Source organism: uncultured Kushneria sp., from assembly GCF_947497025.1.
Lineage (GTDB): Bacteria > Pseudomonadota > Gammaproteobacteria > Pseudomonadales > Halomonadaceae > Kushneria.
Genome location: NZ_CANMFC010000003.1, coordinates 339291 through 352354 on the forward strand (window position 1 = coordinate 339291; position 13064 = coordinate 352354).

At 58.1% G+C, this 13064-nt stretch carries 13 protein-coding genes; 11 read left to right on the forward strand and 2 right to left on the reverse strand.

Annotation, left to right across the window (positions count from 1 at the left end; translation table 11 throughout):
* The first annotated feature begins 16 nt into the window (after positions 1 to 16).
* The 5 genes from lpxK to murB are packed head-to-tail and all read left to right on the forward strand — an operon-like array spanning position 17 to position 3490.
* Positions 17 to 1000, forward strand: coding sequence for a tetraacyldisaccharide 4'-kinase (lpxK, locus tag Q0931_RS07330; RefSeq protein WP_299258779.1), 984 nt, complete (start codon positions 17 to 19; stop codon positions 998 to 1000).
* Between the two features lie 15 nt (positions 1001 to 1015).
* Entirely contained in the window at positions 1016 to 1225 is a 210-nt protein-coding gene (locus tag Q0931_RS07335; protein WP_299258781.1) for a Trm112 family protein, read from the forward strand.
* Positions 1222 to 2010, forward strand: a complete 789-nt coding sequence (kdsB, locus tag Q0931_RS07340; RefSeq protein WP_299258783.1) for a 3-deoxy-manno-octulosonate cytidylyltransferase — start codon at positions 1222 to 1224, stop codon at positions 2008 to 2010. Before Q0931_RS07335 ends, kdsB begins: the two co-directional genes overlap by 4 nt.
* Positions 2007 to 2486: a low molecular weight protein-tyrosine-phosphatase gene (locus Q0931_RS07345; RefSeq protein ID WP_366941590.1), complete on the forward strand. Its 480-nt coding sequence runs from the start codon at positions 2007 to 2009 to the stop codon at positions 2484 to 2486. Before kdsB ends, Q0931_RS07345 begins: the two co-directional genes overlap by 4 nt.
* Before the next feature lie 2 nt (positions 2487 to 2488).
* Positions 2489 to 3490, forward strand: a complete 1002-nt coding sequence (gene murB / locus Q0931_RS07350) for a UDP-N-acetylmuramate dehydrogenase (protein WP_299258785.1) — start codon at positions 2489 to 2491, stop codon at positions 3488 to 3490.
* A gap of 94 nt (positions 3491 to 3584) precedes the next feature.
* Here murB and rne read toward each other — a convergent pair whose 3' ends face one another.
* Positions 3585 to 7199, reverse strand: coding sequence for a ribonuclease E (gene rne / locus Q0931_RS07355; RefSeq protein WP_299258787.1), 3615 nt, complete (start codon positions 7197 to 7199; stop codon positions 3585 to 3587).
* A 561-nt stretch (positions 7200 to 7760) separates the two neighbouring features.
* On the opposite strand from rne, the gene Q0931_RS07360 reads away from it, so the two are divergent.
* From Q0931_RS07360 to sppA, 3 genes are read left to right on the forward strand one after another with little or no spacing between them, the layout of a single operon-like run.
* Positions 7761 to 8699 carry an RluA family pseudouridine synthase gene (locus Q0931_RS07360; RefSeq protein WP_299258789.1) on the forward strand — a complete coding sequence of 313 codons (939 nt, stop codon included), beginning with the start codon at positions 7761 to 7763 and terminating at the stop codon, positions 8697 to 8699.
* 50 nt (positions 8700 to 8749) lie between these two features.
* Entirely contained in the window at positions 8750 to 9442 is a 693-nt protein-coding gene (locus Q0931_RS07365) for an HAD-IA family hydrolase (protein WP_299258791.1), read from the forward strand.
* The gene (sppA, locus tag Q0931_RS07370) at positions 9435 to 10445 is read left to right on the forward strand and encodes a signal peptide peptidase SppA (RefSeq protein ID WP_299258793.1); all 1011 of its coding nucleotides are present in this window, start codon (positions 9435 to 9437) and stop codon (positions 10443 to 10445) included. The genes Q0931_RS07365 and sppA overlap by 8 nt, the downstream gene beginning before the upstream one ends.
* 36 nt (positions 10446 to 10481) lie before the next feature.
* On the opposite strand, the gene Q0931_RS07375 is transcribed toward sppA, so the two are convergent.
* A complete protein-coding gene (locus tag Q0931_RS07375; protein WP_299258795.1) occupies positions 10482 to 11066 on the reverse strand; it encodes a nucleoside triphosphate pyrophosphatase in 585 nt (194 codons plus the stop codon).
* A 54-nt stretch (positions 11067 to 11120) separates the two neighbouring features.
* On the opposite strand from Q0931_RS07375, the gene Q0931_RS07380 reads away from it, so the two are divergent.
* From Q0931_RS07380 to plsX, 3 genes are read left to right on the forward strand one after another with little or no spacing between them, the layout of a single operon-like run.
* Positions 11121 to 11729, forward strand: coding sequence for a YceD family protein (locus Q0931_RS07380; RefSeq protein ID WP_366941591.1), 609 nt, complete (start codon positions 11121 to 11123; stop codon positions 11727 to 11729).
* A gap of 38 nt (positions 11730 to 11767) precedes the next feature.
* The gene (rpmF, locus tag Q0931_RS07385; RefSeq protein ID WP_086622709.1) at positions 11768 to 11944 is read left to right on the forward strand and encodes a 50S ribosomal protein L32; all 177 of its coding nucleotides are present in this window, start codon (positions 11768 to 11770) and stop codon (positions 11942 to 11944) included.
* 12 nt (positions 11945 to 11956) lie between these two features.
* Positions 11957 to 12967 (forward strand): phosphate acyltransferase PlsX, encoded by a 1011-nt coding sequence (gene plsX / locus Q0931_RS07390; protein ID WP_299258804.1) that lies wholly within the window; start codon positions 11957 to 11959, stop codon positions 12965 to 12967.
* The last annotated feature ends 97 nt before the right edge of the window (positions 12968 to 13064 follow it).

The following is a 13064-nucleotide window of genomic DNA, read 5'->3' on the forward strand; positions in this document are numbered from 1 at the left end:
TTAGAGTACCTGCACAATGAAAGGCCTTGAGAAGGCATGGTACAGCGGCGCCCGCTGGCCGGGTCTGTTGACGCCGCTGGAAGTGTTGTATAAGAGTGTCACGGCTAGCCGGCGTCAGGTCTATCAGAGTGGCCGACGCGAAATCTGGGCATCGCCGGTACCGGTCATTGTGGTCGGCAATATTACGGTAGGAGGCACTGGCAAGTCGCCGCTGACGGCCTGGCTGGGACGTTGGCTAAAGGATCAGGGCTGGCTGCCCGGAATTATCTCGCGTGGTTATGGTGGTCATGCGCCGCGCTATCCCTTTTATGTCAGCGACACCAGTGACGTGGCCCATGCCGGTGATGAACCCGTCATGCTGGCTCAACAGACACAGCTGCCTGTCGTGGTCGATCCTGACCGCCCTCGTGCGGCACGTAAACTGATCGCTGCCGGCTGCAATATCCTGCTGTCTGACGATGGGCTGCAGCACCATGCGCTGGGACGGGATATCGAACTGGTCGTGGTCGACGGCATGCGCGGGTTCGGTAACGGTCGCTGTCTGCCGGTAGGTCCGCTGCGCGAGCCGCTTTCCCGGCTGAGGGAGGTGGATGCTGTCATCTCCAATGGCGATTTGCAGGCGCCGGATGCGGCGGCGCAGTATTCCATGTCGCTGGTCCCCAGTGCCTGGCGTCACCTTAATGACGGGGTTTGCTATAGTATCGACGCTCGTCCTTTCGATGGGCGAGTCCATGCCATTGCCGGCATTGGTAACCCACAGCGTTTTTTCAAAACACTCGAGACGCTGGGCGTGGCGTTTGATCAGCATCCGCTGCCGGACCATCATCGTTTTTCGGCGCACGATGTGCGCTTTGCCGATAATCGCCCGGTGGTCATGACGGCCAAGGATGCGGTCAAGTGTCGCTCTTTTGCCAACGAGCGTTGCTGGTCGCTGGACATTGAAGCGTGCCCGGAGCCTGCACTGATCGAGTGGCTGGCATCGCGTCTTGAAAAACTCTGATGCAGGAGAAAGAGAATGGATCAGGAACTGCTTGCCATGCTGGTATGCCCTGAAAGTGGCGGAAAGCTTGAATACAACCGCGAGACCAATGAGCTGCTGTGTCGCGAAAGCGGGCTGGCCTTCCCGGTAACAGATGGCATTCCGGTCATGCTTGTCAGCCGGGCACGGCGTTTGAGTGTTGAAGAGTCGCTGGGTAAACAATCCGGAACACCGGCAGCATCATGAGCCAGGCCTTTACCGTCATCATTCCGGCCAGGTTTGCCTCGCAGCGTCTGCCCGGCAAGCCGCTGCTGGAGATTGCCGGCAGGCCCATGATCGAGCATGTCTGGCAGCGTGCCATGGCATCAGGCGCCTCTCGCGTACTGATCGCCACTGACAACGAGCAGATTGCTGGCGTTGCGCGTGGCTTTGGGGCGGACGTTGTCATGACCCGTGAGGATCATGTCAACGGAACGTCGCGTCTGACGGAGGTCATCGACAGGCTTGATCTTCATGATGATGATTGCGTCGTCAACGTGCAGGGTGACGAGCCGCTTCTGCCCAGCAGCCTGATTGATCGAGTGGCCGAATCGCTCGAGGCAGACAATGGAGCTGCGATGGCAACGCTTGCAGAGTCCATTGCCGATCGAGCTACCCTGATGCGCTCCAGCGTAGTGAAGGTGGTCTGCAGCCAGCAGGGGCGTGCCCTTTACTTCTCACGTGCGCCAATCCCCTGGGATCGCGATCGCTTTGATCTGTCGGATTCTGCTCACCTGCAGGGAGAACACGACCTGGGGCAGGGCTGGCTTCGACACATCGGTATTTACGCCTATCGCGCCTCGTTCCTGCGTGATTATCAAAATCTTCCAGTTGCGCCCATTGAAGCCTGTGAGCAGCTCGAGCAGCTGCGAGCGCTCTATCATGGCTATGCCATTTCGGTGGCCATGGCCACCGAGCAATATCCTGCCGGCGTCGATACGCCAGAGGATCTGGTGCGTGTGCGTGATCTGCTGACGAGGAGCTCAGATTGATTCGAGTCCTGTTTGTCTGCCTGGGAAATATCTGTCGTTCTCCCATGGCAGAAGGTCTTTTCCGCCAAATGCTACAGCGCAAGGCGCTTGAGGACCGGATAGAGGTCGACTCCTGCGGTGTCGGCGACTATCACGTGGGTGAGCCGCCTGACCCCCGAGCGCAGCGCGAAGCACATCAGCGTGACGCCGATATCTCTGATCTGCGTGGTCGTGTCATTCGCCCGGATGATTTCGAACGCTTTGATTACATCCTTTGCATGGATGCGGACAATTTGTCTGCTCTGAGAAGGATGGCGCCAAGAGAGCGACGCGCGCATGTAGGATTACTGATGGACTTTTCCCGGGAGGGTACAGGTCTGGAAATCGGCGATCCCTATTTTGGCGATACCGATAATTTCGGACAGGTCGCCGATCAGATCGCTGCCGGCTGCCAGGGTCTGCTTGACCATATTGAACGCCGGGAAGCACTGGATTGAGGATGCAGTACGGCGTTTCCCTGAAGTCCCGCAACACGCTGGGTTTTGAGTCCCGGGCGCAGGCGCTTGCCGAAGCCGACTCGTTGCTTTCCCTTCGTCGCATTCTCGCTGCCGGCCGACACCGGTTCAGTCGCATTATTCCCTTGGGTGGCGGCAGCAATGTCGTCATGAATCCCTGTATCGATGGACTGGTTGTGCGCTATACGGGGCAGCGCATCTGGCAGGTGCCTGTCAGCATGAGCGAGGCACTCTGGCATATAGAAGCGGGCGTTGACTGGCATACGCTGGTTGAGAAAACCACATCTGCTGGCTGGTGGGGAATCGAAAACCTGGCGCTGATTCCGGGGTCGGTAGGCGCTGCGCCGATACAGAATATCGGCGCCTATGGCAGCGAAATCGGTGATGTCATTGATAGCGTGCATGTCATGCACCTTGAGGATGGCCGCTACGAGATACTGGACCGGGTGAAGTGTGATTTCGGCTATCGACACAGCGTGTTCAAGACAACACTGGCTGGAAAGGTCATGGTCGTCAGGGTTGTCCTTAGGCTTCATCTCGACGGCAAGCCGCGTGTCGGCTATGGCGATCTTGCTCGCCGTCTACCAGACAATTCCGGTCCGAGTGATGTGGCCACGGCCGTGGCGGCCATACGCCGGGAAAAGCTGCCTGACCCCCGCAGGCTGGGCAATGCCGGAAGCTTTTTCAAAAATCCTGTGGTACCCGCCGAACAGGCTGAAGCCCTGATGACGCAGTGGCCTGCCATGCCGGTCTGGTCGACCGATCAAGGCACCAAGCTGGCGGCCGGCTGGCTAATCGATCAGTGTGGCTGGAAGGGCTATCGCAGCAATGGGGTCGGCGTTCATCAGCAGCAGGCGCTGGTACTGGTGCATTATGGTGACGGTAGTGTGAGCGAGCTACTGGATATGGCGAAACGTATCCGTGAGTCTGTTGAAGCGCGCTTTGGCGTTATGCTCGAGATGGAACCCGGTATTCTCGGGCGATAAGGTCGAAAGCCCGGGTGTTGCAGACAGGATCCAAATTCTGCAAACAAAAAAAGGCCCACTCCATTGGAGTGGGCCTTTTTGATGCAATCAGGCGTTATTCACCAGAAGTCTGGTTATCACGCTGCTCGCGCTGCTGCTGACGACGACGCTCACGGGGATCATTATGTGCGCGACGACGCTGACGCTGCTGAGAAGCGGTTTCTCTGGCAGTGGCTTCGTCTTTCACTGAAGCGATGTCAGAGCCTGTCGCCTTGTCAGCGTTTTCTTCAGCACTGGGCGCCATTGTGTCACTGGTGCCGCTGGTCGTCTTGCGCTTGCTGCTGGACGAGGCCGTGCTGACCTCAGCGCTTGAAGGCCTGGTGGCACTGGCCTCAGCCGATTTGTCAGCATCTCCGGCAGTGGCAGCACGGGTCTTCTGTTCTGCTACCTGCCCGGCTTCAGGTGCTGTCGAGCCTTTCGGTGCGGATGTTTCCGCGGCCTTTTCGCGTGAGGTCACACTCTGCTTGTTGATATCACGCGCCGGCGCCTCGCTTGAAGCTCTGGCCGTAACGGGCGCCCTGTTTTCCTGCGATACCAGATGCGGCTGCTCGCGCGGAGTGGCTTCATTGGCAACAGACGACTTGCCTGCGTCAGCCGCTTCCTTTTTGGCGTTGGAGGCCGGTTTGGCAGGTGATGCTTCCTTGACGCTATCGCCAGGCTTTTGCGTGGCGCTTTCTGCAGCAGTCGCTGCTGCGTTCGCCGCCGGCTGTTGGCCACTTTCCCTGAGGGCTTTCGTATCAGTCGCGGCCGCGGGCTTGTCCGACTTCCCGGATGCCGTTTCACCGGAGGGGCCGTCACTGGCCGTGTCAGCGTCCTTTGGCGACGTTTTTGCAGCGACCTTGTCCTGCTGCTCTGCATTAGTCTTTTGGACCGTATCGGCGGCAGACCCTGTCGTCTCGGAAGTTTCACCGGCCCTGTCGCCTTTCTGGTCCGAGGCGGTTTCGGCAGGCAGCGGTTCACGGCCAAAGGTGGCGCTGACTGACTTGCGACCATTGCCTGATGAAGACGGCGTCCTGTCTTCAGTGGCAGGCGCTTTGTCATCAGAGCCCGAGGCTGTCTTCTCCGGCGCAGGCATTGACGCTTTTGAAGCAGAGCCGGCCGTGGTTGAAGCGTTACCGGCTTGAGCCGCCACCTTCGAATCGGTGCTGGCGGGCTCACTGGAAGTCGCAGTGCTCGGGCTTGCCAGGCTACCCGTCTCTTTCGCGGCCACCTCTTTCGCATCGGCTTCAGGAGCAGCAGATGCAGTCGACTGGCTGGCTTCAGACTGCAGGCGTTCCTGCTCAGCGACCGCTTCCGGATTCAACGCCTGCTTGCGGCTGCGCTGACGCGGGTTGTTGCGGGTACGACGCGGTTTGCCATCATCGCCGCTGTCCTGAGACTGAGCGGGCGAGGGCTGGGCACGTTCATCCTGCGCATTCTCCGTTTTGGCAGGTGTCTCGGAGGCAGGCTTTTTACGCTCGCTCTCTTCACTCGCCTTGTCAGTGCTCTTGTCTGTTGCGGTACCCTGTGGGCGCTTGTCGCTACGCTCGGGAGCGATGTTATCGCTTTTGGGCGTTGAGGCGTTTTGCTGACGCTTGTCGTTGCGCTCGGCACCGGCGTTATCCGACTTGTCCGGAGCATTGTTTTGCTGGCGCTTGTCATTGCGGCCGCTGGCATAATCGCCCTTGTCGGACTCGCGTGACGGTCGGTCGCGACGACTCTTGTCATCACGCCCCTTGTCAGAAGCGGTGCGTTTTTCGTTGCGGTTGTCATTACGACCGTTTCTGCTTCCAGCGCTGTCGTCACGTTTCGTGTTGTCACGACGATTGTTGCGCTGTTCGCCATTGCTGGATGAAGATTTCTGCTCATCACGGGCGATATTGTCCTGCGTGGCCGGCTGTGGCCTTTCATCTCGCGCGTTTGATGCCTGCCGGGTGCTTTCCCTTGTGGGCTCAGCGCTGGTTGTTTCCTGTTTGCTGCTGCTTTCGTCGCTGCCCATCAGACGATTGAAGCCTTTCATCAGACGGCTCAAAAAGCCTGATGGTTCTTCCTCGACCGGGGCCGCCACGGGCTCGGGCGCCGGTGTGCGATGTGCCACCGATCGTACGGCGGCTTCAATGCGCTTGACGGGTTTGCGATAGGTTTCGCTTTCGTCTTCAGGGGCTTCGAAGTCGTCCGACATTTCAAAGCTCGAGCGCCCGGCCTCTTCAGGGTCGACCTGATCATCACGGTAGCGCTGGACGTCATAATGCGGTGTTTCAAGTTCGGGCTGGGGTAGCAGCATGACGCGTACCCCCTGACGACGCTCGATGTCGGCCAGAACGTTGCGCTTTTCGTTGAGCAGGTAGGTTGCGACCGGCACCGGCAGCATGGCGCGGATCTGTGAGCTGCGATCCTTCATTGCCTCTTCCTCGATCAGTCGCATGATCGAGAGTGACAGTGAGCGAACATCGCGAATGGTGCCCTGACCGTTACAGCGCGGGCATACCACGCCGCTGGTTTCGCCCAGTGATGGGCGCAGGCGCTGACGTGACATTTCCATGAGACCGAAACGCGAGATGCGACCGATCTGAACGCGAGCACGATCGAGCTTGAGAGCATCCCGGACGCGGTTTTCGACTTCGCGCTGGTTACGGGCAGGGGTCATGTCGATAAAGTCGATCACCACCAGACCACCAATGTCACGCAGGCGCAGCTGACGGGCAATTTCGTCGGCCGCCTCGAGATTGGTCTGCAGTGCCGTTTCCTCGATGTCACCACCCTTGGTGGCACGTGAGGAGTTGATGTCGATGGAGACCAGTGCTTCGGTATGGTCGATGACCACCGAGCCGCCCGACGGCAGTTTGACTTCGCGCTCGTAGGCCGTCTCGATCTGGGATTCGATCTGAAAACGGGAAAACAGCGGCACATCATCGTTATACAGCTTGATCTTCTGCTGATACGACGGCATGACCTGCTTGACGAAGTTAAGGGCTTCTTCGTGTACGTCGGTATGGTCAATCAGTACCTCGCCGATGTCCTGGCGCAGGTAATCGCGCATGGCGCGAATGATGACGTTGGATTCCCGGTAGATCAGGAAGGGGGCTGAACGCTTGCCGGCTTCTTCGGTAATGGTTTCCCATACCTGTACCAGGTAGTCCAGATCCCACTGGAGTTCCTCGGAGGAGCGACCAATACCGGCCGTACGCACGATCACACCCATTTTCTCGGGCATGGTGAGCTGGCTCATGGCTTCTTTCAGCTCGGCGCGCTCATCGCCTTCGATGCGACGAGAAATGCCGCCTGCCCGCGGGTTGTTGGGCATCAGCACCAGAAAACGTCCGGCCAGGCTGACAAAGCTGGTCAGAGCCGCACCCTTGTTGCCGCGCTCTTCCTTGTCGACCTGAACGATGACTTCCTGGCCTTCCTTGATCACTTCACGAATATTGGGGCGACCGTTGCCGGAAGGCTCCTTCGAGAAATATTCGCGCGAAATCTCCTTTAGCGGCAAAAAACCATGGCGGTCGGCGCCAAAATCGACAAAGGCAGCTTCAAGGCTGGGTTCAACGCGAGTAATGCGTCCGCGATAGATGTTGGCCTTTTTTTGTTCGCGGGCACCGGATTCGATATCGAGGTCATAAAGTCTTTGACCATCGACCAGCGCGACTCTCAGCTCTTCGGGCTGCGTCGCGTTGATAAGCATGCGTTTCATATTGTCTCACTGACTGAGCGTACCGTCAGACAAATGCCGTGCCACAGGGGTTGTTAAACCTTGTCATTGAGTGCCTGTGGCGCCGGGCATCGGTGACGCCGAATCGCGGGCCAGAGTGTTTGTGCTCAGCGCATGTCTACAAGTATGTTTCAATTCCACGGGCGTCATACAGACATGCCTTGGAAAGGCTTCATGATCATGTTGAGTACGTGACCGCCTGAAGACATGTCGCGGCAGCATGGTTGCTTAACCGGTCTTCCAGTAGGGCGGTCACACCTGGTAACCATCAATTCAACAGCACCGGCTTTCGGTACGGAAATGGTTTATCCCGTGATGCAAAATCCGGGTGCTTCAATACTGCCAGGTGTCAGGCATTGATAACCCGACGACTGTTCTGTTGCTTCGGCCTGCGTGTCATCTGTTGCAGGCGCCATCAGGTCTTTTAAACCTTAAGGAAGCCCCCGGAATATAACAGTAAACCCTGGTGCCCACAATCGGGGTCATCACGGCGTTATTTCGCTACAATGCCGGCCCTTACAGCCGGTAAAAGAGGAAACAGACATGGCCGAGGGGCGTGGAGTTCAGTGGCTTGAAATTGACGAGCATCATGATGGACAGCGACTGGACAATTTTCTTCTTGCCCATCTCAAGGGCGCGCCTCGTACCCTGATTTATCGCATCATTCGTCGTGGCGAAGTACGCATTAACGGGGGGCGTTGCAAGGCCAGTCGACGCCTGGCAAGCGGAGATCGTATAAGAGTACCGCCCCTTCGGCTGACACCTCAGGAGGCAGTGCAGGAGGTCAGTGACAATCTACGCCATGTCATCGAGCGCAGTCTGTTAAGGGAGACACCGGACTGGATGGTATTCAACAAGCCCTCAGGGCTTGCGGTGCACGGTGGCAGTGGCGTCAAGATCGGGTTGATCGAAGCCCTGCGCCAGATACGGAATGATCTGCCTTATCTGGAGCTGGTACATCGACTGGATCGCGATACCTCCGGATGCCTGCTGGTGGCCAAATCCCGTGATGCCCTTAATTTCCTCAGCGATGAGCTGCGCGAACACCGAATGCAAAAGCACTATCTCGCTCTGGTCGAGGGGGCGTGGTCCGTTGAGCAAAAGGAAGTGGATGCGCCGTTGCTGCGTTTTGAGCTGCCCAATGGTGAGCGTCGCGTGCGGGTGGATGCTGCCGGCAAGCCTTCGAGAACGCGTTTTACGCTGATCGAATCGTTAAAGGGCGCCTCGCTGATAGAGGCTGAACCCGTCACGGGGCGCACCCATCAAATCAGGGTGCACGCGGACCATGCCGGACATTCGCTGCTCGGCGATACCAAATACGGCAGTGTGACCGGTGAGCGCCTGGCCAGATGCTGTGAGCTGTCTCGTCTTTTCCTGCATGCCAGAATGCTTGGGTTCACCGATCCCACATCAGGACAGCCCGTCCAGATGCATGCGTCCTTGAGCGACGACCTGCAAGGCGTACTGGCACGCCTTCGCTAGCAGACTGATCAGGCGTATTCCCCCAATAGTATAAATGGAGCACGACAGTGATGCGTTATCGTCTGATCATCTTTGACTGGGATGGCACGCTCATGGATTCGGCGGATCGAATCGTGGACTGCATGCAGCGGGCAGCGCTGGATATCGACTGGCCTGCGCTGAGCCGTGAGGCCGTACTCGATATCATCGGCCTTGGGTTGCCTGAAGCCATTGCCCGATTATGTCCGGGAATTGATGGCGCGAGGGCCGAGCATCTTCGCCAATGTTATGCCCATCACTTTGTGACCGCCGAGCGGGAAGGCCCGGTTCTGCCCTTTTTTGATGGTGTGGAAGCAGGGGTCGCCAGGCTGAAGGCAGCCTCTGGTATCAAGCTGGCCGTGGCCACTGGCAAGAGTCGGCGAGGGCTGGATCGCATTTTTGCCGAACGTGACTGCGGACACTGGTTTGATGACAGCCGCACGGCTGACCTGACCCGATCGAAACCCGATCCTCTCATGCTGGTTGAATTGCTGGAGACGCTCGACGTGGCGCTTGAAGATGCCGTCATGATTGGCGACAGCATTCACGACATGGGCATGGCGCAGGCGCTGGGCATGGATCGGGTCGCGGTCACCTGGGGCGTTCACAATGCGCAACAGTTAAGCGATTTTTCGCCCGTATGTCTGGTGAATGATTTTCATGAGCTGATGGACTGGCTGGAGACAACGGTCTGTCAGCCTGCAGAGGTGGAAAGGCATGAGTGATCAAAAGGATCAATGGACAGGCCGGGACCTGCCGGATGAGAACACCAGAGCTGAAGGTCATGTGCACCAGGGGGAACACCGGGAGGCCGTCATGGAGCGGTGGCTGCTCGAGATGGTGCGCGAGCAGCGTCGCAGTCGGCGCTGGAAAATCTTCTTTCGCCTGCTGTTCTGGCTATTCTGGATCGTGGTGGCGGCCGCCGTGGCCTTCATGGTCACCGGCGAACGGGAGCCGCTGGTCACTCAGCAGGTCGGCGTTGTCAGGATCGAGGGGGTCATCGACAGCCAGTCGCCGGCCAGTGCCGAGCGGGTCATTCGCGGTCTGAACAACGCCTGGCAGGGGTCCAGTACGGCCGTGGTGCTGGATATCAACAGTCCCGGCGGCTCGCCGGTGCAGTCACAGCGCATCTATGACGAGATTCGCCGTCTTCGCAGTACGGGGGACAAGCCCATCATTGCCGTCATCGAGGATATCGGTGCCAGCGGTGCCTACTATGTTGCCTCTGCTGCTGACGAGATTTATGCGGCACCGGCCAGCCTTGTCGGCTCCATCGGTGTGATCTACTCGGGATTCGGGCTTGAAGGCGCCATGGACAAGCTGGGGGTTGAGCGTCGCGTGTTCACGGCAGGTGACAACAAGGACATGCTGGATCCCTTTCAGCCCGTCAGCGAGGCGCAGCGGCGCTTCTGGCAACATGTGCTGGATCAGACGCACGATCAATTCATCAATGCCGTCAAGGCCGGCCGCGGGGATCGGTTGTCAGACGATCCCGAGCTTTTTTCGGGGCTGGTCTGGACCGGGGAGGAGGCCGTGAGCAAGGGGCTGACGGACGGCCTCAAAAGTGTTGATGATATCGCGCGTGACATGACCGGTAGTGCCGAGACGACGGACTATACCCAAAGCGGCGATCCGCTGGAGCAGATCTCGCGTCACCTTGGACGAATGGCGGCACAGTATCTCGGTATCGATTTCCATGCAGGAGAATCGCCTGTTCGTCTGCGTTGAGCCATCGCCCCGGAGACTGGCGTCACCTGCGCCCTGTTACTCGAGCAGCGGGTTGACGCCGGCCTCACGCAGCAATCGACACAGGGCTATCAGGGGTAGCCCGATCAGGGCGCTTGGGTCAGTGGTCTCGATACGCTCGAAAAGCGCTGTGCCCAGTTTCTCCATATAAAAGCCGCCGGCGCTATCGATGGCCGGCTCTTTTGTGAGATAGCCTTCGATTTCCTCTGGGCTCAGGGTTCTGATATCGACCGTGGTGAGATCGAGATGCGTCGTGCAGTGGCCGCGACGTGTGTCCAGCAGCGCCAGTCCCGTCAGAAAGCGAACGCGTTGACCTGAAAATCGTTGCAGCTGCTGGCGGGTCGCATCAAGGCTGCCCGGCTTGCCCAGAAGATCATTGTCGAGGCTTGCGACCTGGTCGCTGCCGATGATCAGATGATGTGGATAGTGCTCTGCCAGCGCCCGTGCCTTGTCACGCGATAGACGCTCGGCCAGCATGCAGGGCGTTTCGCCGTCATGGGGTGTTTCATCGATATCGGGGGCGTGATGGTGAAAGGGCAGGCCGAGACGGTCCAGTAGCTCACGACGTGAATGAGAGCCGGAGGCAAGAACAAGCAGGGACATTATCTCTCCTGAAAGGGTGGCCCGTGAAATGGACTGAAGGATACCATCGCCATTTTGAGTATTGTTGGCCGCTTCAAACACATCATTTGCAACAACTCTTTTGACACTTTCACAGACAATCCCTATTATTGCGCGCCTATGTCAACCACGCGACTACCCAAAACGGTCGAGCCCTATCGGCTTGCTGCCAGCGGCGAACGTCTGGAAGGGAAAATCATTCTCTCTGCCATGCCTCGTATCGTCGATGCCATCGGTCGGCAGGAGGCCGAGTGTCATGTTGTCATGACGTTTGATCTTGATGCTCAGCGTCAGCATTATATCGAAGGCTCACTTGTTGCCGATGTCGAGATGCCATGTCAGCGATGTTTGCAGGCCATGCCGGTTCATCTGGAAAGCACTTTTCTGCTTGGTATGGTGACCAGTGATGAGCGTGCAGCGACGCTGCCGGCACGTTACGAGCCGGTACTTGTGGAAGACGAGCATCTGGCTTTGCTGCCGGTTGTCGAGGACGAACTGCTTCTGACGCTTCCGCAGGTGGCTTACCACGATGATGCGGATTGCGCCGTTTCTCGTGATGCACTGCAAAGTGGTGACGAAGTCGAGCAAACGCCGGCGCGAGCCGATAACCCGTTCAGTGTGCTTCGCTCCCTGAAGGATCACTGAGTCTTTTTTGACGTTACGTTACAACCGGAGACAACCCAATGGCTGTCCAACAGAATCGCAAGTCCCGTTCCAGGCGCGGTATGCGTCGTGCCCATGATGCACTGACTGCACCGACGCTTTCCCAGGACAAGGAAACCGGCACTACCCATCTCCGTCATCATGTTGCACCGGACGGATACTATCGTGGCCGCAAGGTCATCGACGTCGAAGAATAAATGATTCGGGCGATGCCGCCCCTGCGTATCGCCATCGACGCCATGGGCGGGGATTACGGTCCCCGCGCTACCGTTCCCGGAACCGCTCTTGCGCTGGCCCAAAGGCCTGATGCGAGTGCCACGCTTTATGGCAGACGTCATTTTCTTGATGTCGAACTCTCCCGCTTGCCCGCTAGTCTTGCTCATGTTCGTGATCGCATCGATGTCGTCGAAGCCGGCGATCGTCTTCCCGTTGACATGACTCCTTCTCGTCTCTTGCGCGATGCTCCTTCTGGCAGTCTTCATGCATGCCTTGCAGCCTTGCGTGCTGATGAAGCACAGGCATGTGTCAGTGCAGAACATACCGGTGCCATCATGGCGCTGGCACGGCGCGATGTTGGCATGCTGGCCAGTGTGACGCGTCCTGCCATCAGTGCTGCCATCCCAACCGTCTCTCAAAGACCCTGCTACATGCTTGACCTTGGCGCCAATGTGGATGTTCGCGCAGAACATCTCGTGGACTTTGCCTTTATGGGGGCGGCCATGGTCAGGCTTGTGGACAGCATTCAATTGCCACGTGTCGGGCTTTTGAACGTGGGTACGGAAAGCAGCAAGGGTGAGCGTCGTGTACGGGAAGCGGATGCCCTGCTTCGCGCCCATGAAAGCTCACATTTTGAATATGTTGGTTATGTGGAAGGGGACGCTCTTTTCACCGGTAATACCGATGTTGCCGTCTGTGACGGCATGGTGGGCAATGTTGCGCTCAAAAGCAGTGAAGGGCTGGCTCGAATGTTGGGTGCGCAACTTCGTGGGGAATTTCAGGCCGGCTGGTATGCACGCATGGTAGGTTGGCTGGCCACGCCGGTGCTGCGTCGTTTCATGCAGGAGCTCAACCCTGTGCGATATAATGGTGCCAGCTTTCTGGGGCTCAAGGCGACCGTAGTAAAAAGCCATGGCAGTGCACAAGCCGAAGGGTTCGCCTATGCTGTGCGCCGTGCCGTGGATGAAGCCGCGATGAATTTGCCGGAAAGACTGATGTTATAAGGTCATTTTCGTATGGCGAAGCCTGAAGTGAGTCGGCATCATGGTTTTTATAAAGCTTCGCTTATTTAATCTTCAATGAGTTAGTACAGGTGAATCA

What these genes read in the sequence shown, in the direction of transcription:
- lpxK (WP_299258779.1), top strand. Translation starts at nt 17, where the DNA reads ATGAAAGGCCTTGAGAAGGCATGGTACAGCGGCGCCCGCTGGCCGGGT.
- Q0931_RS07335 (WP_299258781.1), top strand. Translation starts at nt 1,016, where the DNA reads ATGGATCAGGAACTGCTTGCCATGCTGGTATGCCCTGAAAGTGGCGGA.
- kdsB (WP_299258783.1), top strand. Translation starts at nt 1,222, where the DNA reads ATGAGCCAGGCCTTTACCGTCATCATTCCGGCCAGGTTTGCCTCGCAG.
- murB (WP_299258785.1), top strand. Translation starts at nt 2,489, where the DNA reads ATGCAGTACGGCGTTTCCCTGAAGTCCCGCAACACGCTGGGTTTTGAG.
- rne (WP_299258787.1), bottom strand. Translation starts at nt 7,199, where the DNA reads ATGAAACGCATGCTTATCAACGCGACGCAGCCCGAAGAGCTGAGAGTC.
- Q0931_RS07360 (WP_299258789.1), top strand. Translation starts at nt 7,761, where the DNA reads ATGGCCGAGGGGCGTGGAGTTCAGTGGCTTGAAATTGACGAGCATCAT.
- Q0931_RS07365 (WP_299258791.1), top strand. Translation starts at nt 8,750, where the DNA reads ATGCGTTATCGTCTGATCATCTTTGACTGGGATGGCACGCTCATGGAT.
- sppA (WP_299258793.1), top strand. Translation starts at nt 9,435, where the DNA reads ATGAGTGATCAAAAGGATCAATGGACAGGCCGGGACCTGCCGGATGAG.
- Q0931_RS07375 (WP_299258795.1), bottom strand. Translation starts at nt 11,066, where the DNA reads ATGTCCCTGCTTGTTCTTGCCTCCGGCTCTCATTCACGTCGTGAGCTA.
- rpmF (WP_086622709.1), top strand. Translation starts at nt 11,768, where the DNA reads ATGGCTGTCCAACAGAATCGCAAGTCCCGTTCCAGGCGCGGTATGCGT.
- plsX (WP_299258804.1), top strand. Translation starts at nt 11,957, where the DNA reads ATGCCGCCCCTGCGTATCGCCATCGACGCCATGGGCGGGGATTACGGT.